Origin of the sequence: Sphingobacterium arenae (assembly GCF_014692505.1) — a bacterium.
GTDB classification, from domain to species: domain Bacteria; phylum Bacteroidota; class Bacteroidia; order Sphingobacteriales; family Sphingobacteriaceae; genus Sphingobacterium; species Sphingobacterium arenae.
On sequence record NZ_JACNYK010000002.1, the window covers coordinates 1,199,630 to 1,222,606 of the forward strand.

A 22,977-nucleotide genomic window follows, 5' to 3' on the forward strand; every position below is an offset into this window, starting at 1 on the left:
TAAATTATTTTGAACAAACCATAAATTTATCGACTAAGGTTAGCAAGCCTCTGGCAGATACGGGTATACTGCACATCAAAACTTGAACTAGTTAATTTTTTTTATATATTTATTCACGGTTCGAGACAAAATAAACTTCTTAGTCTGCCGTATGTGTTTTTAAATTTTCACTACATCAAGCTTTTGATATGAATATAAAATATTTATCTATTTTACTTTTCAGCATAATGCTATCGGTATGGCAAGTTTGTGCAATACCTATTAATGGGGGACAAAAAATAGATTATGCGCAGGAAATTAGTAAAACCATTATGCACAAATGGCCGGACTCCCTGAGCAGATTAGATGGAAAATCGGCGGGTTGGTCGTATGATATCGGACTGTTTCTAGAAGCAATCGCTAATGTTTATGCTAGGACAGGCGATCAAACCTATTTTGATTATATTCAAAAGCAAATGGATAGATTCTTATTACCTGATGGTAATATTAAGTTTTACGATCAGGCTTCTTATAATATAGATTACGTTCGTAATGGAAAAATTATGATCTATCTGTTTGAGAAGACTGATCAGCAGAAGTATGCGGACGCTGCTAAATACATCAGACAGCAATTATATACGCATCCAAGAACGAGTGAAGGCGGTTTTTGGCATAAGAAACGATATCCCCACCAAATGTGGTTAGATGGATTATATATGGGACAACCCTTCTATGCACATTATTCAAAAGTATTTAATGAACCAAATAATTTTGATGACATTGCTAAACAGTTTATCTTGATGGAAAAATATTCGCGGGATAGTGAAACGGGGTTGTTGCACCATGCTTGGGATGAAAGTAAAAAGCAACGTTGGTCGAATAGACAAACGGGGAAATCTCCGAATATATGGGGTAGAGCGATGGGATGGTATGGTACCGCTCTCGTAGATGTTTTAGAGTATTTTCCGGAAGATCATCCTAAACGCGATACTTTGCTCGCTATATTAAATCGATTTGTGGAAGCAGTAGCAAAAGTACAACACCCTAGTAATGGTGTTTGGTATCAGGTGGTCGATAAAGCTTCTCAGGAAGGGAACTATCCCGAAGCTTCCGCTTCATCTATGTTTGTATACACCATGTTAAAGGGAAGCAGATTGGGGTACATCTCTCCAAAATATCGAACGATAGGAAAAAAAGGGTATGAGGGATTAATTAAACAGTTTATCGAAAAGGGAGATGATGGTTATTATCATTTAAACGGAACGGTTATGGTTTCTGGTCTAGGGGGTGATCCGTACAGAGATGGTAGTTTTGAATATTATATGAGCGAGCCTGTTATACAAGATGATCCAAAAGGAATGGGGGCTTTTGTATTGGCTGCTAATGAAGCCATGCTGGAATAAACGACATGGATAAAAACCTCCATATTAAAAAGCTATCTATCAACGATATCGTGCGTTTTGAACAACTTATCAAGTTATTCGCAGACATTTTTGAGATGACAGAGTTTTTCATGCCAAAACGTGCGTACCTTCATAAATTGCTCTCTAAAGACGATTTTCACGTGTTTGTAGTTCTAAAAGAAAGTTCGGTGATAGGCGGTTTGACCGTTTACACGTTGAATCAATATTATTGCGAAAAACCTTTAGCCTATATTTTTGATGTGGCAGTGTGTCCTCAATGGCAGCGACACGGTGTGGGAACAACTTTAATCCAAGAGACAAAACTTTATTTTCAGCAGAACGGGTACGAAGAATTGTTTGTACAAGCAGAAAAAGCCGACACGCATGCGTTGGACTTTTATCGAAAAACACAACCTACTGCCGAGGACGATGTTTTACACTTTACGTGGGAAAAACGATAACCTCCTATCTATTTTAATCGGGATGATTTTTTTACTCTATATTATTACGACGCGTATAGCTTTCTGAAAATAATTTCTTAAATTGTCTTAATTATAAGCCTGACACATGGAATTGTTCGGTTAAATTAAGGATCATGTGGACATTTGCGATTAAACAGAAAATGACGGCAGCCATTCTGTTGTTCACTGTAATTGGTCTGGTAATGCTGACCAATATGCGTGAGCAACGAATTGCCACACGAATAAGTATAGCGGTTACTTCCATTTACGAAGATCGACTGGTAGTAGCACAATATATCCTCCTATTATCAAGACAAATGGAGGGCATCACTACCGCCTTAAACAGTAAACACGACGGTGTTACTGCACTGGTAAACGCCCGTCTAGCGGACGTAGCCGCACTCAATGAGCTATACGAAAAAACGACACTCACGGATATGGAAAGAACTAATTTTGAAATTTTCAAGCAGCACTGTCAAGCCATATCCGTAAACAATGATAGCGACCATGCCTCAGCATTATTGGCGGCACGTGCAGCGGGGGACACGTTGCAGACCTTGTCTTCTATACAGGTAGAGGAGGGAAAAAAGCAATTAGACGAGGTCCTAAATATGACTTATTTCTCAAATATATTATCCTATTTGGAGCTCGTGATTCTCATTATCATCGCTATAATCATCCAAGCACTTGTGTTTACTTCAAAAACGCTAAGGGGAATCAAAAAACAGACGAACGAAAATTTGAATTGAATATAATAGCTATCCCATTACAACAACGGGACCTATATGTCATGATAAGAACGGAAAGGCATTTAGCCGATAAAGTCGGGGACGACCTATATTATTTTAAGTAGATTTGTTATTTACAATTTGTGCTTATTATAAATAAATGTAAAACAATAGGAATGGTGAATGCAAATCAAGTTGATGCAATTATTTTTGACATGGACGGCACCCTCTGGAATGGTGTAGAATGTTATGTTCGAGGATTTAACGATTTTTTCAGGAGCAAAAATATCGAAAAAAAGCTGGTAAAGCAGGATCTCTATGGGCTCATGGGGATGGAGGAAGATAAATATCTAGAAATTATGTTACCTGAATTTCCTTACAAAGAAAGAAAGATGATGTATAAAGACATCATCGACCTTCAATATGAAAATATTAAAACACATGGAGGGGAACTGTATCCCTATGTAAGCGAAGGATTGGAGGAATTGAGCCGACATTATAAACTGTTTATAGTAAGTAATTGTGCTGAATTTACCATTAAGTATTTTACGGAATGGGCTGGCATTGGAAAACATATCACAGATAGCATTGCACATGCTCCCAATTTTAAACCTAAGCACAAGAATATAAGGTACCTAATGGATAAGTATGCCTTTAAAAAACCTGTATATGTCGGAGATACGGCTGCCGATGGCGAACAGTCTAAGATCGCCGATATTCCTTTCGTATTTGTTAACTATGGATTTGGAGAAGCGACGACGTATGACTTAAAATTTAATTCGTTTGAAGAATTAACGCATTATTTCGTTCCTCGTATTTGAGGAAATATTTTCTTGCCACAAGACAACTTGGTTTTAATTCAACCGTTTTATATTTGTGTTCATAAGGAACTCCAAATTGAAATACTATTGTTTATGAAACTTACAGCAAAAGCTACCCTACAAATTCAAAAACCGATACAGGAAGTTTTTGAAGCTATAGTAAATCCTGATAAAATAACGAAATATTTTATTTCTGAAAGTTCGGGTCGTATGGAAACAGGTAAAGAACTTACTTGGGAATTTGGAGATTTTCCAGGTAAATTCCCTGTCAGCGTTACGGAAATACAACCGAATAGATTCATTGCATTTGTATGGGACGAGGAAACCGTTGTACGTATTACGTTGGAAGAACAACCAGACAAAAGCACAGTCGTCAAAGTTACGGAGGGCGACAAAGAATTAAACGAAAAAAATCTCACATGGCTTACGGACAATACATTTGGCTGGGGTAATTTTCTCGATTGTATGAAGGCTTACCTAGAATACGGAATTCAGCTTCGCAAAGGTGCTTTCGATTATATGGAGCCATCATGATTTATTCAAACCATACAAAAGGAGAATAATCCTTTGGTAAGCTTTGAAACAAACAATGTTTACGATTGGTATTGGGTTTATATCTTTTTTAACACTTTCTCAAAAGTATTGAGATTTCGCGAGGTAAACGAAGCTTTTAGATTCTTTCTTCCCAATATTTTTCCAAATTGGGAATCTAGGGTATTTCCTTTTGGAACTTTCCAGTAAAAGTTTTGCCCTTTAACCTGCGCCTCTTCTCCAAATGTCTTTTCAGCTTTTTCAAATTCCGACATTAGGATTTGTGCTATACCATCCACACCTACAAAGCCGTAAATATGATATGCGGGATCCGTCGAGAAAGGGTTCTCCTGAAAAATAGATTCAATCTCCTTTTGGGTCTTCACGAATAGAAAAGCTTCATAAGAAAAATGTTCTGACATCGCTTTTTCCAATAATTCTTTTAATGCATCCACCTTGGCTCCCGCGGAAAATATGATATTTCCCGAAGCTAGGACGGAGGAAACCTCCTTCAGTCCCGCTCGTTCGAATACGGAACAGACTTCTGCCATTTTCATATTCGTACCTTTTACATTCACGCCTCGTAGAAATGCGCAAAATTTATGATCGGATTTGGTGTCTACCGCCATTAATACCTCCCTCATTATATATTTCTGTTTCTAAGTTACAAAAGATACACTTACGATTCGGATAAGAACAAGATTTTTCTAGTAAAGTTCGTATATTGTTGCACAGATCTACCCTATACGCATAGATATTTAAAATATAAGATATGAGCTATTGTTCCGCTATAGAAGCCATGCAATCCGAAGAAAAAAAGGTACTGCACAAAAATTACCATGACAATCACTACGGTTTTCCTATCCATAATGACGATGAGCTGTTTGGCAGATTAATATTAGAAATTAATCAAGCAGGTTTAAGTTGGGAAACGATCTTAAAGAAAGAAAATACTTTCCGGAAAGCTTATAATAATTTTAATATTAAAAAAGTCGCAGGCTATACGGAAACGGACAAAGCACGGCTATTGGCAGACCCCGGGGTTATCCGTAATAAACTAAAAGTAAATGCAGCAATAGAGAACGCAAAAACAATTCTTGTCTTGCAAAGGGAATTTGGCTCGTTTGAAAAATGGCTAGAACACAACCACCCGAAAACGAAAGAAGAATGGGTAAAGCTGTTTAAAAAAACATTTCTCTTCACCGGAGGGGAAATTGTAAACGAATTTTTAATGAGCATTGGTTATTTGCCAGGTGCGCATGCAGCAGATTGTCCGATACATAAAGAAATTATCAAACAAGGCCCTATGTGGACCATGCAGGATTAATGGTTATCTCCGATGATCAAGACTTAAAATTCTTTATCTCCAAATTCGATTTTACTGAATTTCAGCGTCTCGCCCAATTCGTTTATTCGATATGTAAAGCTAAGTGTCACCCTATCAACCTCACTGTCTTCTTCAATTGGACTTGTCTTTAAATATTATTTCTCAGATATCCCTGAATACTGTCTTGAAACTGCACACTGTTACCTATTCTGTACTTGCTTAATTTACTGTGCAAAGTCAACCCCCACAGCACAAATTCAGTGAGAAAGTAAATATCTTCGGGCTTGATGTCGGAATGGTATGCCTGTATCAACGTGCGGACAGGTTCTACTTGCGCTAATTTTTGTTGGTAGTCTAGGTTTGACAAATCGTCTGGCAATTCAATTCCATCCGAATCCAGGAACCAACGCACGATATCATCATACGGATATTGCTTATTCTCTTTCTCCAGTTTTTCAATTTTCGGAAATAAGGTCGGAAACAAGGTTTTGACAGCGTTTTCAATCAATTGGATGGCTACAGAAGCCGCTCCTTCTTGATCGCCTTCGTATAGGAGTTCTACTTTTCCTGTTATAGCAGGGACAATCCCCATGAAATCACTCAATCGAACAGTAGTGGAGGTATCTCCGGTCTGCAACATGCGAAGCTCAGCGGTACTCAGCAAGTTTTGAAAGGCCGTAATACTCATTCGGGCACTGACACCGCTTTTGGCATCAACGTATTCACTCTCCCGTGCCTCAAAACTGATTTGCTCGATGATCTCACGTGCTAGTTCAGGGACATAGATGGATTTCTCTTGATCTGCTTCTAAAGCCGCTTCTTGGGCAGTGATCGTCTTGGCTACTTCGACCGAAGTTGGATAATGAGTTAAGATCTGCGATCCTATACGGTCTTTCAATGGTGTTACGATGCTGCCTCGATTCGTATAATCTTCTGGATTGGCGGTAAACACGAATTGTACATCCAGCGGAAGACGCAATTTGAATCCACGAATCTGAATATCGCCCTCCTGCAATATATTAAAAAGCGCAACCTGAATCCTTGCTTGCAGATCTGGCAATTCATTAATGACAAAAATCGAACGGTTCGCACGAGGAATCATCCCAAAATGGATCACACGGTCGTCGGCATAGCTCAGCCGTAAATTCGCGGCCTTAATCGGATCGACGTCGCCGATCAGATCGGCTACGGTTACATCGGGTGTTGCCAATTTTTCCGAAAAACGTTCACTTCTATGCAACCAGCTGATAGGCGTATTCTCTCCTTTTTCTTGGAGCAGTTCGACAGCATATCGCGATAGAGGGCGATAGGGGTCGTCATTGATTTCCGATCCCTCTACAACGGGTATATATTCATCGAGCAAATTGACCATCAACCGCGCCAATCGTGTTTTTGCCTGACCACGAAGTCCTAACAAATTGATATTGTGTTTGGAGAGAATAGCTCTTTCTAATTCCGGAATCACGGTGTCCTCGTAACCATATACCCCTTCAAATACGTTTTCGCGCTGACGTATTTTGGTTATCAAATTTTGACGTAACTCTTCTTTTATTGTTTTTGGTGTATAACCTGCGTCCGTTAACTGTCCAAAGGTCTTAATTGTTGTGTAATCCATGTGTGTTCTTATAATAAAGTGCAAGCTAAGTTGCTAGTCGCTCGCATAATTTTATCTGCTCTTGTTACTAAAAATTGACAGTTTTACCGAATCCTCTTTTTGCGATTATTTTCGTAATCTTCAAAAATCATTTCGCCTAAATCACCCAAACCGGTATAATAAGCTTTGCCTCTATTCGAGGCCGTGAACTCGTCAACAAACTCTTGCAAATAGGGATCCGCAGTAATCATGAACGTCGTGATCGGTATTCCGAGTTTTCGGGCTTGTGCCGCTATACTATAGCATTTGTTGGTGATAAAGGGATCCAGTCCCATAGGGTTTTTATAATAAGTACCATCTGGCATATTCAAACAGCTCGGCTTGCCGTCTGTAATCATAAATATCTGCTTGTTGGCATGACGCTTTCGCCGGAGTATATCCAAAGCCAATTGTACGCCTGCTACGGTATTAGTATGAAATGGTCCAACCTGCAGGTAAGGTAAGTCCTTAATCGCTATAGGCCACGCATCGTTACCAAATACGATAACATCCAGCGAATCCTTGGGATAACGTGTAAGGATCAATTCTGATAAAGCCATGGCCACTTTCTTCGCGGGCGTAATCCGATCTTCTCCATATAAAATCATACTATGACTGATATCAATCATCAATACCGTACTCATTTGTGCTTTAAACTGCGTATCCTCTACAACCAAATCATTTTCCGACAAACTGAAATCACCAATCCCATGATTGACCTGTGCATTCTTCAGACTCTCGGTCACCGATATTTTCTCTAGGTTGTCTCCATATTGATAGCTTCTAAAATCACCTATGCTTTCATCACTCCGTCCTTGATTACTCGTCTTGTGATTGCCAGATTTTCCTTTACGCATCTTGCCAAAGATCTGATCTAAAGCATTCTGCCGCAGGGCTTTCTCTAACTTAGAAGTAAGGTCTACTCCTCCTTCATTCCCGAGACTCACACGTTCCACAATATATCCCTTCTTCTTCAGGTCTTCCACAAAATCGTCTATACTATATTCTGGCGTGGTCAGTTTAAACTCTTGATCTAGCTGCCGCAACCACTCAATGGTCTCATCGAAATCACCAGAGGTATGGGTAATAAGTTCTTTGAATATCTCAAATAACTTATCAAAAGGCGTCTGAAACGGTTTTTCGTATTGTTTAAAAACAAATCCTTTGGTTCTTTCCGCTTTTTTCATAGGCTAAATTTACGATATAATAGATGTGATCAAGTCTTTGAAAAGTAAGAATATAAAAAAAGCCCGGCGAGGTAAGAAATAGATCATCCAAGTTCAGCAGATCTTGCCCAGATATTCAATCCGCCATCAGTCGCATAACGGTCTATCTCAGTTAGTTCGCCATCTGTAAAATCGAGATTGTTTATAGCTCCTACACAATCCACGACCTGTTCTGCTCTGCTGGCCCCAATAAGAGCCGACGTTACTCGTCTATTTCTGAGAACCCAAGCGATAGCCATTTGCGCGAGCGTTTGGTTACGATTTTCCGCCATTCTATTCAGCTGCTTGATCTTTTCGATATTATCGTCATTTAAGAAATTTGGATTTAAAGATTTAAGCTGACTCGCACGGCTGTCTTCTGGTATATCTTTTAAGTATTTTGTCGTAAGCATGCCTTGGGCAAGTGGTGAGAAAACGATGGAACCGATGCCTAGTTCATTAATAGTATCCAGCAATCCATCATCTTCAATCCATCGATTTAACATGGAATAGCTCGGCTGGTGTATCAAGCAAGGTGTTCCGAGTTCTTTAAGTATAGCTACGGCTGCCTTGGTCCGCTTACTATTATACGACGAAATACCCACATATAAAGCTTTACCTGATCGTACGATATAATCCAATGCCTGCATCGTTTCCTCCAGCGGGGTATTCGGGTCAAAGCGGTGAGAGTAGAAAATATCTACATAATCTAGTCCCATTCGCTTCAAACTCTGATCACAGCTCGCTATCAGATATTTTTTACTGCCCCATTCGCCATATGGGCCTGGCCACATTTCGTAACCGGCCTTTGTCGAAATGACCAGCTCATCACGCAAACCGGCAAAATCTTCTTTTAGTATTCTGCCAAAAGCTAATTCTGCGGTTCCCGGAGGTGGCCCATAGTTATTCGCTAGGTCAAAATGCGTAATACCTAGATCAAATGCTGTTCGGCAGATTTCTTGTTTGATACTATGCGGTTTATCGTCACCGAAATTATGCCACAGTCCCAACGATATCGCCGGTAATTTTAGGCCACTGTTGCCGCATGTGTTATATACCATTTTTTGGTATCTTTCTGGATGAGGAGTGTAATTCATACGCTAGATCTAATTATATTTATCTATTACGTTCTAATATACGACAAAATTATGATATCATTCGTCTGTACGATATGAGGAGAAACGGTTTTCTAATAGTTATTTTTCGTAGATTCGGCCTTTTGAATTCATCATTTTATTAATCTTAGTAATGGGAAATACAGCAAGTGATATTTTAAGGGTAGGAATAGTCGGATACGGTAATCTCGGAAAAGGCGTAGAAAAGGCAATTAAACAAAATCCGGATATGAAGTTAATTGCTATTTTTACGAGAAGGTCTCCTGCTTCTATTGGTAGCAAAGCTAAAGTCGTTTCCATGGATGATTTGGAAAGTTATCAAGATGATATCGATGTGATGGTATTATGTGGCGGCTCGTCTACAGATTTGCCAGAGCAAGTCTTGGCGGTTTCCAAATATTTTAATACGGTGGACAGCTTCGACACGCACGCGAAAATATCGACTTACTTCTCGAAGGTAGATGCACATACTAAGGCACACGACACCTTGAGCCTAATATCTACCGGCTGGGATCCGGGTTTATTTTCAATGGCGAGATTATTGGGGCAGAGCATTTTACCTGAAGGAGAAGATTACACATTTTGGGGAAAAGGTTTAAGCCAAGGGCATTCCGATGCAGTAAGACGTGTGCAAGGCGTAAAAAATGGCGTACAATATACAATCCCTATCGATAGTGCACTGGAACGTGTTCGCTCGGGCGAAAATCCTGTTTTGACAACTGCCGAAAAGCACCAAAGGGTATGTTATGTGGTGCCAGAGGAAGATGCAGATGTTCAGGCAATCGAAAATGTGATCAAAAGAATGCCGAATTACTTCGCCGATTATGAAACAACGGTACATTTTATCAGCGAAGAGGAATTAAAACAGGAGCATGCGACGATGCCCCACGGTGGGATTGTTTTTCGTTCGGGAACAACAGGGAGTGGTGCAAAGCAACGTATTGAATTCAGCTTGGCCTTAGAAAGCAATCCGGAATTTACGGCTAGCGTTTTGGTAGCCTATACACGGGCCGTAGGAAAAATGGCAAAACAGGGACAAACCGGAGCTCGAACTGTCCTGGATATACCTTTAGCTTATCTGTCTCCAAAATCGGATGACGAGTTGCGTCGCACTCTTTTATAAATTTATTTGTATTCTGCATTCTATCCTTCATGGTTATCCTCGGGTTTCCCCCGAGGATCCATGTCGCTCAACTCCAGTTCTAATGCCTTGTTACTCAATTGTATTTCCACGAAAGAAATAATTAACGATATGGTAAAAAACAAAAGACTCATCGCAAATGCTATCTCTGCAATTGGGGTACTTTTTAAATAAATGCCATACATACACACAATGCAGCTTATAAAACTCAGAACTCCCATAGCTTGCATATGTCTTAGTAACTTAAGTCGGTACCGAAGATTTCCAATTTGTCCTTGCAACACTGCGCGTGTATTGTGTTCAAGGAATTTAGCATGTAGACGCCTCACCAAAGCGGCCAACGCCAAAAACCGATTGGTGTAAGCCAGCATAATAAGACTGATCGCTGGAAAGAGCAAAGCCGCGGTACCATATGTTATCATCATAAGCTAGACGTATATTATTTTAGCTGTCAAGTAACATGACAATGACCAAAGATACGTTGAAAATTATAATTATCCGATGCGTCATTTTTTGGACTCGGCACCTGCGATGAACGGCTACCAGACCATCCACTTTCTTGGTGCATTGAACAGTTGATTTCGCAATGTTAGATCTCGGGCTTATTCCTCGCAGAAACACCATATTGTTTTCCATACACAATTAAGAGCCTGAAAAAAAATAAGATAACCGATGCCTGTGTTTAGAATATTTCGGCACTACTATTGCGAAGATTCATTATATAAATATGGAGACAATGACAAGACACCTCATAATGGGCATTTTTTTATTAGCATTAGTTTCTTGCGGAAACGGCGAACAAAAAAAAGGAACTTCAAAAATAACGGAGGACAGTATCGCCAGCACGACAGTGCCTGCTTCGCCTGAGAAAACGGGTCACTATTGTTATTTACGAACGGAAGGGACCAACAATCAAGATACAACTATTGTACAATTCACGGTAGATGGCGATCGTGTTGAAGGCGTAATGAACTGGATGCCGGCGGAAAAAGATAGTCGTAAAGGCGTATTGACAGGCACTATTTCCGGGGAGGAGATTAAAGCCACATGGAATTATATGCAAGAAGGGCTTAGGGATTCGATCGTGGTGGCATTTAAGCTAGCTTCACAACAGTTAACACAAAAACCATTCACAGTAAACTCGGCCACTGGCCGACAAGATACTGACGAGGCGGCCAATTATTCCATCATATATACAATACATGACTGTGTAGACTAGTCTGATCTTTATTTTCAAAACCTCCTAGTTCTCTTGCAATGGGAGAAACAGCCGAAATTACACTCGAAGTTACTGTGGTATTGCTTCGTTTCCTTAATCGTTCAACCTTTCTTTCCTAGATCCATAATAAAACGGTTAAAGAAAGAAACGATGCCAACAAGTGCAATAATACAACCTAATGCAATAAATATATTGTTTACCCCAAAGAAATCTGCTGCCCATCCCGTACCGAGTAACCCAATAACGGTCGGGATAATGGCCATACTAAAATAAAGGGAAAACACGCGTCCCATTACCTCCGGCCTTACTTCTTCTTGCAAAACCGTCATAAAACTTGCGTTATAGATCGTTGCCACTAAGCCACCTATCCCCGTTAGTCCTACTAAAACCCAAAACGTATGCGGTGGAATGACGCCTGATAATGCCAAGCTTATTCCTAATACAATGGTAGTCATATTGATCATCACGACTTTCCGAATCGTCGGTTTAAAGATTCCCAATATACTCCCTCCTACCAACATGCCAATCCCCCATACCATTTCGACGATACTCATCTCCCATTTTCCTCCACCAAAATATTGTAATGTTAACAGAGGAAACAACACGGCAACGGGCATAATACAAAATGTAGCGATCGTTGAATAAGCAAAAAGCCAGGTTAGTCCTTTATTGTCTAAAATCGCCTTAAATCCTAATTTTAGATCGTTCCATGCTTGTCCGAAACTGGCCTTCGTCTTTTCAGGGACTTCGGGATTCGGGATATATACAAACAGTAACGCACTGATAGCTATGACGGCACCGACGATATCCAATAGCAACACGTTACCTATAGACATCAAGGTGATCGCTAAAGTTCCTAATGCAGGACCTGCAATTGCAGAAACTGATTGTATCATTTGGTTAACTCCCGCAATGCGTAATAGCTCACTTTCTGGTGCAATCATCGGAATGGATGCCTGCATGGCAGGCATATGGAAAGCCGACCCTACCGAACGTAGTGCGAGCATAGCATATATTAAAATTAGACTTTCGTATCCGAGGTAAAAACTAATCGACATCACCAGGGTGCATAATGCCACAAAACCATCGGCAAACATCATGGTTTTCTTTCGGTTCCAACGGTCTATATATATCCCAGCAAACGGACCGATAACCGCAGCAGGCAACATCCCTGCAATAGCACCATAAGCAAGCACTTCAGCAGATCCATGTTCGATACTTAACCATATGATAATAGCAAAATTCACGGCTGAGCTTGTAATCAATGATATAAACTGCCCAATCCATATAACGAGGAATTTCTTTTTCCAGTTCTCTTTTTCGTGCATAAACTTTTCTATATAAACGTGATCTTTTGAACGTTTGTAATAAAAATAAAATGTATATAAGAATTATATAAGCGCGACACGGCTTATTTAATGGATATCTAGACACGATGGCTGTCTAGTCTTTACGCTATTCTGTCGCGCACAGTTAATATCCTATATAGAGAAGTAAGTTTCATGATAAGGACAAATGTAGAAAAAAGAAATTATTTTTCGTTAATAATTTCTTTTTTCATCAATCTTTTTCGATTATCGGTGGAATAAGTTTATAGATGACTGGTGTTACAATCCGCGACAATAACGTAGAACTAATCAATCCACCGATCATAACGATAGCCAAGGGGGATATCAACGGATTACTAGACCACGCGATGGGTAACAGCCCTCCAATGGCCGTAAGTGAGGTTAAGATAATAGGCAAGAAGCGGATCTCACCAGCCTGCTCGATAGCATCGTTAAGTGCTACGCCCTCTCTTCGTAATTGATTCGTAAAATCCACCAACAGGATTGTATTTTTAACTTCAATACCCGCCAGAGCCACTAACCCAATTGTTGCGACGAAGGACAATGTATTCCCCGTAACCAAAAGGGCCAACACGGCACCTACGATACCTAATGGAATTACGGATAAAACGATCAACGTACTCTTAAATGTCTTAAACTCCAATATCAGTACGGCGATAAATAAAAATACCGTCACCATAATAATGGTACCAAAGCCGCCAAAAGCGGTCTCCCGACTTTCTACTTCCCCGCCCATTTCGTAGGAATAACCAGTTGGAAAAGAAAAAGCGTCCATCTTCTTAATAACTTCCTGAATCACTGCATCATTGGTAAAGCCTTTAGCAACAGAGGCATTTACAGATACCATTCTGTTTTTGTCTTGATGATAAATATTAGGCGGTGAAGATTCGAACGCTAACGTTGCTAACTGTGCAAGAGGTATCGCCGTTCCTTCCACATTGTTAACGAAGATCCCGTCAAATACGGTCATATCGGGCATATTTAGCCGCGGGACGGTGACAACAATGCTATACTCGTTGTTATCCACCTTGGGATCGGTATATATCCCAACCTCGTACCCGGCTAACGCTATCCGCACCGTTTGATCAATCCGTACCGTAGGAACTCCCAACGCCACTGCCTTCTCTCTATTAACTAAAACTCGTAAGTCCGTTTTCTTATTTTTTAACGGATTATTTATATACACATTGCCTGGTGTATTTTTCAACAGTTCTTCTACATCAGCTGCTAGACGTTGTAAGGTATCGAGATCATCTCCAAATAAACGCACTTCTACGGGAGATATAACGGGTACGCCTTGTTCAAAATTCTTCACCTCAATTTTGGCTCCCAAATAATTTGTCCATTTCTGTCGCAAATCCTCAATCAATAACTCCTTTTCCTTTGCTTTCACATCGTCATGCAACTGAACAAAAATATCGGCGTACCCCACATTTTCGCTGGCTTGACTCATGTTGTAATAAATCGTCGGGTTTCCTTTTCCGACGTTACTCGTAAAAAATTTAATATCCTCTATTTGATGGAGCTCCCCTTCTATTTTCTTGGTTATACTATCCGTTGTTTGTAAACTACCTTGCAATGGTGCGGCAATGTGAATCATAAATTGTGGCTTTTCAGATGCTGGAAAAAGTGAAAATCCAACGACGGGAATCAATGCCAAAGAAGCTAAGAATATACCTAGTGCAATAATGGCTGTACGTGCAGGATGTTTTAGCGCCTTGTCTAGCCAGACAGCGTATGTACTGTGTATAATCTTCTTTAATACCCGTAAAATAGCATTCCCCTCTTGGGAAGCATGAGGTTTCAACAATTTGCTCGACAGAAAAGGAACGACAAGCAGGGCAATAAACATGGATCCAACGACAGATGCGATAACAGCTGTGGGCATACTGCGTATAAAATCTCCGGCCATCTCGGGCATAAACATTAAGGGAAGAAAGGCGATCACCAGTGTAACAGTACAACCAACAACAGCTAATGCGATCTGGTGCGTTCCTTTGATCGCAGCTTCCAAACGTGTATATCCATCCCGCATCCATCGCTCAATATTTTCGACGACCACAATACTATCATCCACCACTAACCCTAAAGCAACCACAAAACCAACTATACTGAGTTGATTTAAGGAATAACCGATGATATTCAATGTAATGAGTCCCAAGCCCAGCGAAAGTGGTATCGCAATCATAACGACCAACGATGCGCGAGAGCCTAAAGGCAATAGCGTAAACAAAACCAACGAAATGGCAATCACGAAATCTATCGCGAGACCGCTTATTCTGCTATTGACTTGATCCGCTTGGTCGAAGTTCACGATAAAGTCTACATTAGCAGGAAGTGTTTGTCGAAATTCTTCAAAGACTTGACTATATGTGGCCTGCGTCTCGCTGATATTCATTCCACCTTTTTGTGCGGCATTCACCAACACGGCATGATACCCGTTCAGTCTAGTTATATGTGTAGGTTGTCCAAATGTGGGGTACACATCGGCTACATCGTTCAGAAGGATATTTCGTCCTTCTGCACTTGAAATGACCGTATTTTTGATTTGTTCAATACTTTTATAGTCGCCACTGGTTGTTACACTAAAAGACTTGCCCCCGGCAACGACTGCACCCCCCGGAATATTTTGGTTCTCACTTTGCATCGCCTGGACGACCTGATCCATCGGTATCTTTAAGTTAGCTAGTCGTGACAAATTTAAATCTACACGAATCAACTGATCTGGCAAACCGCTGATTTCTATATCTTTCAACGCTTTCACTTTCTCCAAGCGCGATTTTAAATCGTCTGCCAGACGTTTCATCGTGGCGGTCGATGCATTTTCAGAAATCAACGCGGTTTGGATTACACTGACCGTCGTGGGATCAACTTTCTTGACCTCTGCACTATAAATATTATCGGGAAGTTCTCCTTTCGCCGCACTCAGTTCCCGGATAAGTTCTTGATATTTTCCCTCATAATTTTCGCCATACACGTACTCCACAAAAATAAAAGCGACGCCGTTGGTAATGGTTGTCTTGATACGCTTTATCCCATCTAAAGCGTAAAAGCGGCTTTCCAACGGCTTCACGACGAGTTGCTCCATATCTTTCGGACTTGTTCCCGGATATACGACAATAACAGGAAAGCTCACCGGCTTCATTTCTGGATCTTCCGCCCTAGGCATCGTCAGCATGGTACTGATGGCAACAACAACGACCATCAATACCATAATGAGTGTAAACTGGTAATTCTTAATAGGATATTTGATGAGGTTCATATAGAAAGTTTTTTATTGCTCGATCACTTTTATAGGGGTACCGTCAACCAAATACGGACTACCGGATACAATTAATGCTGTCGCTTCTTCCAATCCAGCAGAAATTAGCACCTCATCTGCTTGAATGGATGCAATATGCACTTTTGCTTTTCGAGCTGTTTTTCTATCATCTGTTATAAATACATATCCTTCTTTTCCATTTCCTTCTAAGAGCGATTCATACGGAATCGACCATGTAGCTTGTTTTACAGCGCGAGGCTGCATATACGCTTTACCAAACATACCTGCAGCTATCTTTGCAGAAGGATTATCGACAAGCGTTAGGTATACGCTAAAAGTACCTGTTTTAGGATCTAATCCTTTCGATTTTTTTCGTACAATTGCAGGGTACATCCCTTCCCCCAACGCGTCGGATGAGATCTCTGCAGCATCTCCTTCATCGACTGCTGCCCATTGTCTATCCGATACACCGACCTTCAATTGCCAATTCCCATCGCTTGCGCCGTTTACTTGTAAAACCGGCGTACCGGGGCCGACCACCTGCCCTTCCTGAGCCAACCGGGCGAGCACATAACCATTGCTCGTCGAGCGTATATCGGTATATTGTTGATTGATGCGTACGCTCTTGATATCTTGTTGTGCCAGATCAAGCGCTGTCTTCGCATTTTGCATCTGCTCCAACGTAGAAACACTATCGTAATACAGTTTACTTGCCCGTTCATAATCCCGTTTAGCTTTTTCCAACGCTAACGATGCCTGTGAGACCTTTGCCTCGATTTCATCTGTGTGCACACGTGCTAGAAGCTGGCCTGCTTTAATAGGATCACCCTCCCGAACATAAATCCGTTCGATAACACCACCATTTTTAAAACCCAGCAGTGTTTCATCATCTGTGGTGAATGTACCCGTTGCCTCAAAACTGGTCCCAGTCTCGTCCGAATGTAAGCGCATCAATGTTACAGGAATGGTATCCGTATACGAAATGGCGGATTGGCGATCTGCTTGGCCACAAGAAGATAAAAACACGGTCAAATAAACAACAGAAACTAAAAGATTAAAAAATTTGTTCATGATCAAGGAATTTGAAAGGTTGCCGATTCACGTTCTAATTTAGCCAATGCTGCAAGCACTTGTAACTGACTCAGGTTGACCGAAAGTTTAGCGGACGTATATTGACTACGCGCATCAATGGTTTCTATATAACTATTCACACCTTCGCTATAGCCTCGCTGAATGAGCCGTTGATAGGTAGACGCAGCTTCGAGCTGCACTTTCGATTTTTCATAATTTTTAAGAGCTGCAAGCACATCATTCCGGGCAGCTCTTGCCGCCAATGTTAATTGTTGCTCCGCTTGCGCTTTCCTATTCCATGATTCGGCAAGGTCGATTTTCGTCTCCTCAATCTTCAACCGATTTCTATTGCCTTGAAAGAGCGGCATGGATAACGTTAGACCAACCATAAAATAGCGCGAATCTTGGTTAAATTTCAAGCCTTCCGCTTGCGATCCTAAATCAAGAAATCCACTTACTTTCGGTACCAGATATCGTTTGTTCATTTGTAATGCAGATTCTTGCATCGCAATACCAGCTTGTAAGGCGAGCAGCTCCTCACGGTGCGAAACATCGATTTCCCGCCCGTCTTGCAGGCTTTGATTCTGTTCTAGAAAAAGTGTACTATCCCGTTCGATAAATGCGTCAGCATCCCTATTCAGGAGCGCGTTAAAATACAGAGCGCTGTTTTTAATATTGTTTTCTACTTCTGCGAGTTGAGATTCGATTTGTGCTATTTCTGCTTTTGCCCGTATAATGTAGGCTGGCAAGCCCTTACCGGCGTCTAACAGTTTTTGATTAGACCGAAGCCCCTCGTGGGCCAAATCCAAAGAAGATTTATAAATACCTTCCATCTGCAGAGCACTAAGATGTTGGTAATAGGCCTCCTTAATCTCCTTAACTAATTCTCGTTTATAAATGCCTACTTCTGATTCTTGCAGACGTACCGCATCCGTTTTAATTTGCTTATTATACGTTATATTGGTGTTAATAAGCGGAACTATCGTGCGAACTTTAGCATCGTAGTAGTTTTGGGGGAGAAAATTGATGGTTTCATTCTGTATTTGTGGGAAAGCTTGCGATTGCGTAAGTGTATTCAATGTGCTATAAACCGGATTCAGCAAATCTCCCACGGGCAGGTTGATAGACCGACCACCTTTCGCATGTGTGTACGAAACGTCTACGTCCACAGCAGGTAGGTACATGGATTTCGCCACTTGTAATGCATTCATGGCCCGTTGTAAGGAGAGGTGTTTTTGTTGGAGCACCAAATTATTGTTCAGCCCGTCTTCTATATAATGTGGCAAGGGCGATTCCTGCCCCACCGTTTTTCCATATAAAAAGCATATCAAAATCAAACTTATGAATACCGTCCTTATTATTAACAGTGTTAAGTTCATGTTTATTTTTTTATTTAGTCGATTCCAAATAACGCGCCAGCACACGGAAAGCATTCTCGATCATCCCTTCTTGGTCATCGCTTTCAAAAACGACCTGCATCATGCTTTTGAGGTGACCCGAAACGTACAAAGCGCACATGCCATGCACAGAAGCCCAAGCCTCCATTGCCACATGATTCGGATCCAACCCTTTAAAGTACCCTACTTGCTGACAGTCTCGAACAGTCTGCAAAAGAAAGTCGAAAACACGCTCACCCTCCTCCCATTCTGTTTCTACACAATTAACCTCCAGATATTCCATAGGATCCTTCATGACAAACATCAGCTCATATAGATCGGGGTGTGTAAACGCAAAACGGATATAACATCTCCCTAAAGCCTTCAGTCGCTCAAAGGGAGATTCAACTTGCATGAGCGGTTGAAAGTTTTGTCGTAATACTTGAAATCCTTCCCGGTGCAACGCATATATTATATCCCGTTTATCTTTATAATATAAATAGATTGTCGTAGGGCTAAACTCAATCTCCTTTGCTATTTTCCGAATAGAGGTTGCGTCGTAACCTGCCGTGAGAAACAATTTTTTAGCGGCCTCCAAAATACGTTTGCGCAAATCTTCTTTGTGCCTGGTTTTCCGTTCTTGTATACCCATATAAATTCTTTTCGAAAACAAAAGTAATGAACAGTGTTAACTTTTTAAAATTTTAAACCATTTTGTTTATAAAAAATAAGAAAGCCCCTGCAAAATTGCAGGGGCTTCTTCCTCACCTTAAACCACACTACTCACAATTATTTTACTTCGATAAGTCTTTTTGCTACAATTGCATCTTCTTTCTTACCCACGGTTACCTGTAGCACACCGTCTAGATATTCTGCTTCGATGTCATTGTAGTTTACAGATTCTGGCAGAGAGAAAGAACGCGTAAACGAAGTATAATTGAATTCTTTCTTGCTGTACAATTTTTCCTCTACTTCTGTTTCTTCTTTTTTCTCCGCAGAAATAGTAATCAGATTTTTATCTACGTTAATTTTAAAATCTGATTTTTTCAATCCCGGAGCCGCCAGTTCAATTTGGAAAGATTTATCCGTTTCAGCAATATTTACTCCAGGGACGCGCGTCACCAAACGATCCGAAATAAAAGAATCATTGAAAATATTATCAAAAAAGCTGTTCACATAAGGGTTAACTACATCTGAATTAACGGTTCTGTTGGGAAATTTGATTAATGCCATTTTATATCCTCCTAAATTTTAATTTTTCTTTATTTTATTACGTTTTTATATTAATCAAAGTTTATACCGAAATAACAGAACACACAAAAGGAGACATTATGTCATTAATTTTCATTATTACAAGACAAAATGTCTTTAAAATCATTTTTTTATATTTTATAATGTAACGAAACAACGGTCTGCACTTCGTCATGTCCGAACGGTGGCGTTATCTTACGAATAGAAACCCGTGCTTCAACAAGAAAACTATAACGTGACCGTATGCCGGAAAGTAACTCTTCCGCTGCGGACTCAAGCAGTTTGCGTTCTTTTTTCATAACCGCACACGTAAGTTGATAGAGTTCTTCATAATTAATGGTGTTCGTTAAATCTTCCGCATCGGGATTACGGAAAGGAAAATAGACAAATACATCCACGAAAAATTCATTCCCCAAAATACGTTCTTCTTCATAATAGCCAATAGGAGAAAAAAAACGAACATTACGTAATGCTACTTCTTGTATGACAGAACCCATATACAAACATATTAAAAATGAAACCGAGATGTAAATGTAAAAATTAATACATATTATTGTTTTAACTTATAAGCACCAAAATATTTATTCAATGAAGATTCAATTAGGAAGCACATTACTATTTTTGGCATTCTCGCTAGGTAGTATGGCACAGACAAAATTCAAACCCGAAGACACCGAATTTTATTCTCCGAAGCCTCCTGTTGTGAGACTCGAAAACCAAGTGCCCAACGACGCAATTATTCTCTTCGATGGGACAGACCTTGATCAATGGGTAAGCCGCAACAACCCCGAACAACCGGCCAACTGGACGGTAGCAAATAGTACACTCACTGTCAAACCTAAAACAGGCGATATTCAGACCAAACAGGTGTTTGAGGATTTTCAACTTCATGTGGAATGGAAAAGTCCGGAAATGATAAAAGGCAAAGGTCAGGGACGCGGAAATAGCGGAATATTTCTTCAAGGTCTATATGAAATCCAAGTGTTGGATAATAACGATAATCCGACCTACGTGAATGGACAGGCAGGAAGTATTTACAAGCAGCAACCGCCGTTGGTAGAAGTCAGAGCCGCGGAAGAAGAATGGCACCACTACGACATTATTTATAAAGCACCGCGATTTAATAAAGATGGCATGCTGATCAGTAAAGGAAGTGTTATGGTGTTACATAATGGCATATTGATACAGAACAATACCCAAATCGAGGGTACGACCGAATATATAGGTTTACCAAAAATACAGGCACATAGTGCGGGGCCTATTATTTTGCAGGATCATGGCGATTTAGTGAATTTCCGTAATATCTGGATTAGACCCTTATAAGTAAGAGCGCTGCATGCAGCGCTCTTAAATAATGTTAAACGGTTGTGCCTGCTGTTTTTTCATAACTGTCGTTATGCACATGGGCCACTGCCCTACCGGATGGATCGTTCATATTCTGGAAAGAAGCATCCCAAGCCAGTGCTTCTGGCGTACTACAAGCAATCGATTTTACAGACGGCACCGTTTTAGCTGCAGCTTCTGAAGGAAAATGGGATTCAAAAATGGAACGGTACAAAAACTCTTCCTTACTTTTAGGTACGTTGAGCGGAAAACGAGATGCCGCTGTCTCAAATTCAACATCTGACACCTCGCTTTCTGCTAGCTCTTTCAGTGTATCTATCCAACTGTATCCTACGCCATCAGAAAATTGTTCTTTTTGTCGCCAAGCTATGCTTTCAGGCAGATAATCTTCAAAGGCCTTTCGCACCACCCACTTTTCCATCCGACCGTCTCTAATCATCTTATCAGACGGATTGATCGTCATGGCCACATCCATAAATTCCTTATCTAGAAAAGGCACACGCCCTTCAACCCCCCATGCGGCCAACGATTTGTTCGCACGCAAACAGTCATACAGATATAGCTTTTTTAATTTCCGGACAGTCTCGTCGTGAAATTCTTGTGCGTTTGGTGCTTTATGGAAATAGAGGTATCCGCCGAACAGTTCATCAGACCCTTCACCTGATAACACCATTTTAATACCCATCGATTTAATCACCCGCGACAAAAGATACATCGGTGTTGACGCGCGCACAGTAGTTACATCATAGGTTTCTAAATGGTAAATCACATCACGGATAGCATCCAGACCTTCTTGAATCGTAAAATTAACTTCATGATGAATCGTACCAATATGGTCAGCTGCTTTTTCAGCCGCAATTAAATCAGGCGCACCTTTTAACCCTACTGCAAAAGAATGTAATTGGGGATACCAAGCAGCTTCTTTCCCACCAGTTTCGACACGTGTAGAAGCAAATCTCTTGGTGATAGCTGCGATAACAGAAGAATCCAACCCACCAGATAGTAACACACCATAGGGAACGTCTGACATGAGTTGGCGTTGCACCGCATCCTCGAGCGCACGACGCAATTTGCTTAAGTCGGTTTCGCTTCCTTTTACGGCATCGTAAGATTCCCAATCACGCGAATACCACTTCCTAGGCTCACTTCCTTCCTTACTGTACAGGTAATGTCCCGGAGGGAATTGCGCTATCTCCACACAAAAACCTTCCAACGATTTTAATTCCGAAGCAACAAAAAGCTGCCCGCTTTCGTCTTTACCATAATACAAAGGAATGATACCCATATGATCACGCGCAATTAAAAACGAGTCATCTCGCGCATCGTATAATGCAAAGCCAAATATGCCATTCAAGTCTTCTATAAATGAAGTGCCTTTCGCCAGATATAACGCTAAAATAACTTCGGAATCCGAATGTGTGGTAAATTCGTAATTAGGCAATGTATTTCGAAGTTGTTGATGATTATAGATTTCACCATTCACGGCAAGAACAACGTTTCCATCTTGGCTGAACAACGGTTGGCTTCCCGATATAGGATCCACAATAGCTAGGCGCTCATGCGCCAAAATTGCCTTTTCGCTGGTATAGATGCCAGACCAATCTGGTCCGCGGTGACGAATACGCTTTGACATTTCCAACACCTGCGGCCTTAACTTCTCTGAGGAGAATGGCTTTAATTCAAAAGCTCCAACAATTCCACACATAAATTTAAATTTTAATACTGTTTACTAACTTCCATTAGCATAATGACACAAAGAAA

22 protein-coding genes are annotated in these 22,977 nt (G+C 40.7%); 9 read left to right on the forward strand and 13 right to left on the reverse strand.

Annotated features, from left to right (window positions below; translation table 11 throughout):
* Window positions 1–188 precede the first annotated feature (188 nt).
* From H8B17_RS11500 to H8B17_RS11520, 5 genes are all read left to right on the forward strand, one after another.
* Window positions 189–1,382 carry a glycoside hydrolase family 88/105 protein gene (locus H8B17_RS11500; protein WP_190309296.1) on the forward strand — a complete coding sequence of 398 codons (1,194 nt, stop codon included), beginning with the start codon at window positions 189–191 and terminating at the stop codon, window positions 1,380–1,382.
* Between the two features lie 5 nt (window positions 1,383–1,387).
* The gene (locus H8B17_RS11505; protein WP_190309297.1) at window positions 1,388–1,843 is read left to right on the forward strand and encodes a GNAT family N-acetyltransferase; all 456 of its coding nucleotides are present in this window, start codon (window positions 1,388–1,390) and stop codon (window positions 1,841–1,843) included.
* A gap of 134 nt (window positions 1,844–1,977) precedes the next feature.
* Window positions 1,978–2,592 carry an MCP four helix bundle domain-containing protein gene (locus H8B17_RS11510; protein WP_190309298.1) on the forward strand — a complete coding sequence of 205 codons (615 nt, stop codon included), beginning with the start codon at window positions 1,978–1,980 and terminating at the stop codon, window positions 2,590–2,592.
* A gap of 155 nt (window positions 2,593–2,747) precedes the next feature.
* A complete protein-coding gene (locus H8B17_RS11515; RefSeq protein ID WP_190309299.1) occupies window positions 2,748–3,392 on the forward strand; it encodes an HAD family hydrolase in 645 nt (214 codons plus the stop codon).
* Window positions 3,393–3,485: 93 nt separating this feature from the next.
* The gene (locus tag H8B17_RS11520) at window positions 3,486–3,926 is read left to right on the forward strand and encodes an SRPBCC domain-containing protein (RefSeq protein ID WP_190309300.1); all 441 of its coding nucleotides are present in this window, start codon (window positions 3,486–3,488) and stop codon (window positions 3,924–3,926) included.
* 77 nt (window positions 3,927–4,003) lie between these two features.
* On the opposite strand, the gene H8B17_RS11525 is transcribed toward H8B17_RS11520, so the two are convergent.
* On the reverse strand, window positions 4,004–4,567 hold the full coding sequence (locus tag H8B17_RS11525; protein ID WP_190309301.1) for a DUF1697 domain-containing protein: 564 nt from the start codon (window positions 4,565–4,567) through the stop codon (window positions 4,004–4,006).
* Between the two features lie 128 nt (window positions 4,568–4,695).
* Between H8B17_RS11525 and H8B17_RS11530 the strand changes: the two genes are divergently transcribed.
* A complete protein-coding gene (locus H8B17_RS11530) occupies window positions 4,696–5,250 on the forward strand; it encodes a DNA-3-methyladenine glycosylase I (RefSeq protein WP_190309302.1) in 555 nt (184 codons plus the stop codon).
* 148 nt (window positions 5,251–5,398) lie between these two features.
* Here H8B17_RS11530 and H8B17_RS11535 read toward each other — a convergent pair whose 3' ends face one another.
* The 3 genes from H8B17_RS11535 to mgrA all read right to left on the reverse strand — a co-directional run bounded on the left by H8B17_RS11535 (window position 5,399) and on the right by mgrA (window position 9,185).
* Window positions 5,399–6,865, reverse strand: coding sequence for a sigma 54-interacting transcriptional regulator (locus H8B17_RS11535; protein ID WP_190309303.1), 1,467 nt, complete (start codon window positions 6,863–6,865; stop codon window positions 5,399–5,401).
* Window positions 6,866–6,948: 83 nt separating this feature from the next.
* Window positions 6,949–8,070, reverse strand: a complete 1,122-nt coding sequence (locus tag H8B17_RS11540) for a vWA domain-containing protein (protein WP_190309304.1) — start codon at window positions 8,068–8,070, stop codon at window positions 6,949–6,951.
* 83 nt (window positions 8,071–8,153) lie between these two features.
* Window positions 8,154–9,185, reverse strand: coding sequence for an L-glyceraldehyde 3-phosphate reductase (mgrA, locus tag H8B17_RS11545; RefSeq protein ID WP_190309305.1), 1,032 nt, complete (start codon window positions 9,183–9,185; stop codon window positions 8,154–8,156).
* A 151-nt stretch (window positions 9,186–9,336) separates the two neighbouring features.
* Between mgrA and H8B17_RS11550 the strand changes: the two genes are divergently transcribed.
* Entirely contained in the window at window positions 9,337–10,326 is a 990-nt protein-coding gene (locus H8B17_RS11550) for a diaminopimelate dehydrogenase (RefSeq protein ID WP_190309306.1), read from the forward strand.
* A 20-nt stretch (window positions 10,327–10,346) separates the two neighbouring features.
* On the opposite strand, the gene H8B17_RS11555 is transcribed toward H8B17_RS11550, so the two are convergent.
* Window positions 10,347–10,769, reverse strand: coding sequence for a DUF2721 domain-containing protein (locus H8B17_RS11555; protein ID WP_190309307.1), 423 nt, complete (start codon window positions 10,767–10,769; stop codon window positions 10,347–10,349).
* A 311-nt stretch (window positions 10,770–11,080) separates the two neighbouring features.
* Here H8B17_RS11555 and H8B17_RS11560 point away from each other — a divergent pair, with 311 nt between their 5' ends.
* Window positions 11,081–11,563, forward strand: coding sequence for a hypothetical protein (locus tag H8B17_RS11560; protein WP_190309308.1), 483 nt, complete (start codon window positions 11,081–11,083; stop codon window positions 11,561–11,563).
* Window positions 11,564–11,664: 101 nt separating this feature from the next.
* On the opposite strand, the gene H8B17_RS11565 is transcribed toward H8B17_RS11560, so the two are convergent.
* From H8B17_RS11565 to H8B17_RS11595, 7 genes are all read right to left on the reverse strand, one after another.
* Window positions 11,665–12,891: an MFS transporter gene (locus H8B17_RS11565; protein ID WP_190309309.1), complete on the reverse strand. Its 1,227-nt coding sequence runs from the start codon at window positions 12,889–12,891 to the stop codon at window positions 11,665–11,667.
* 232 nt (window positions 12,892–13,123) lie between these two features.
* Window positions 13,124–16,174, reverse strand: a complete 3,051-nt coding sequence (locus tag H8B17_RS11570) for an efflux RND transporter permease subunit (protein ID WP_190309310.1) — start codon at window positions 16,172–16,174, stop codon at window positions 13,124–13,126.
* A 12-nt stretch (window positions 16,175–16,186) separates the two neighbouring features.
* Window positions 16,187–17,245, reverse strand: a complete 1,059-nt coding sequence (locus H8B17_RS11575; RefSeq protein ID WP_190309311.1) for an efflux RND transporter periplasmic adaptor subunit — start codon at window positions 17,243–17,245, stop codon at window positions 16,187–16,189.
* Between the two features lie 2 nt (window positions 17,246–17,247).
* Complete coding sequence (locus H8B17_RS11580; protein ID WP_223816503.1) at window positions 17,248–18,624, reverse strand: TolC family protein; 1,377 nt, start codon at window positions 18,622–18,624, stop codon at window positions 17,248–17,250.
* Window positions 18,625–18,634: 10 nt separating this feature from the next.
* Complete coding sequence (locus tag H8B17_RS11585; RefSeq protein ID WP_190309312.1) at window positions 18,635–19,273, reverse strand: TetR/AcrR family transcriptional regulator; 639 nt, start codon at window positions 19,271–19,273, stop codon at window positions 18,635–18,637.
* 137 nt (window positions 19,274–19,410) lie between these two features.
* Window positions 19,411–19,854, reverse strand: coding sequence for an Hsp20/alpha crystallin family protein (locus tag H8B17_RS11590; protein ID WP_190309313.1), 444 nt, complete (start codon window positions 19,852–19,854; stop codon window positions 19,411–19,413).
* A gap of 149 nt (window positions 19,855–20,003) precedes the next feature.
* Window positions 20,004–20,369, reverse strand: a complete 366-nt coding sequence (locus H8B17_RS11595; RefSeq protein WP_190309314.1) for a dihydroneopterin aldolase — start codon at window positions 20,367–20,369, stop codon at window positions 20,004–20,006.
* A gap of 91 nt (window positions 20,370–20,460) precedes the next feature.
* Between H8B17_RS11595 and H8B17_RS11600 the strand changes: the two genes are divergently transcribed.
* The gene (locus tag H8B17_RS11600) at window positions 20,461–21,195 is read left to right on the forward strand and encodes a 3-keto-disaccharide hydrolase (RefSeq protein WP_190309315.1); all 735 of its coding nucleotides are present in this window, start codon (window positions 20,461–20,463) and stop codon (window positions 21,193–21,195) included.
* Window positions 21,196–21,229: 34 nt separating this feature from the next.
* On the opposite strand, the gene asnB is transcribed toward H8B17_RS11600, so the two are convergent.
* The gene (asnB, locus tag H8B17_RS11605; RefSeq protein ID WP_190309316.1) at window positions 21,230–22,921 is read right to left on the reverse strand and encodes an asparagine synthase B; all 1,692 of its coding nucleotides are present in this window, start codon (window positions 22,919–22,921) and stop codon (window positions 21,230–21,232) included.
* Between the last annotated feature and the right edge of the window lie 56 nt (window positions 22,922–22,977).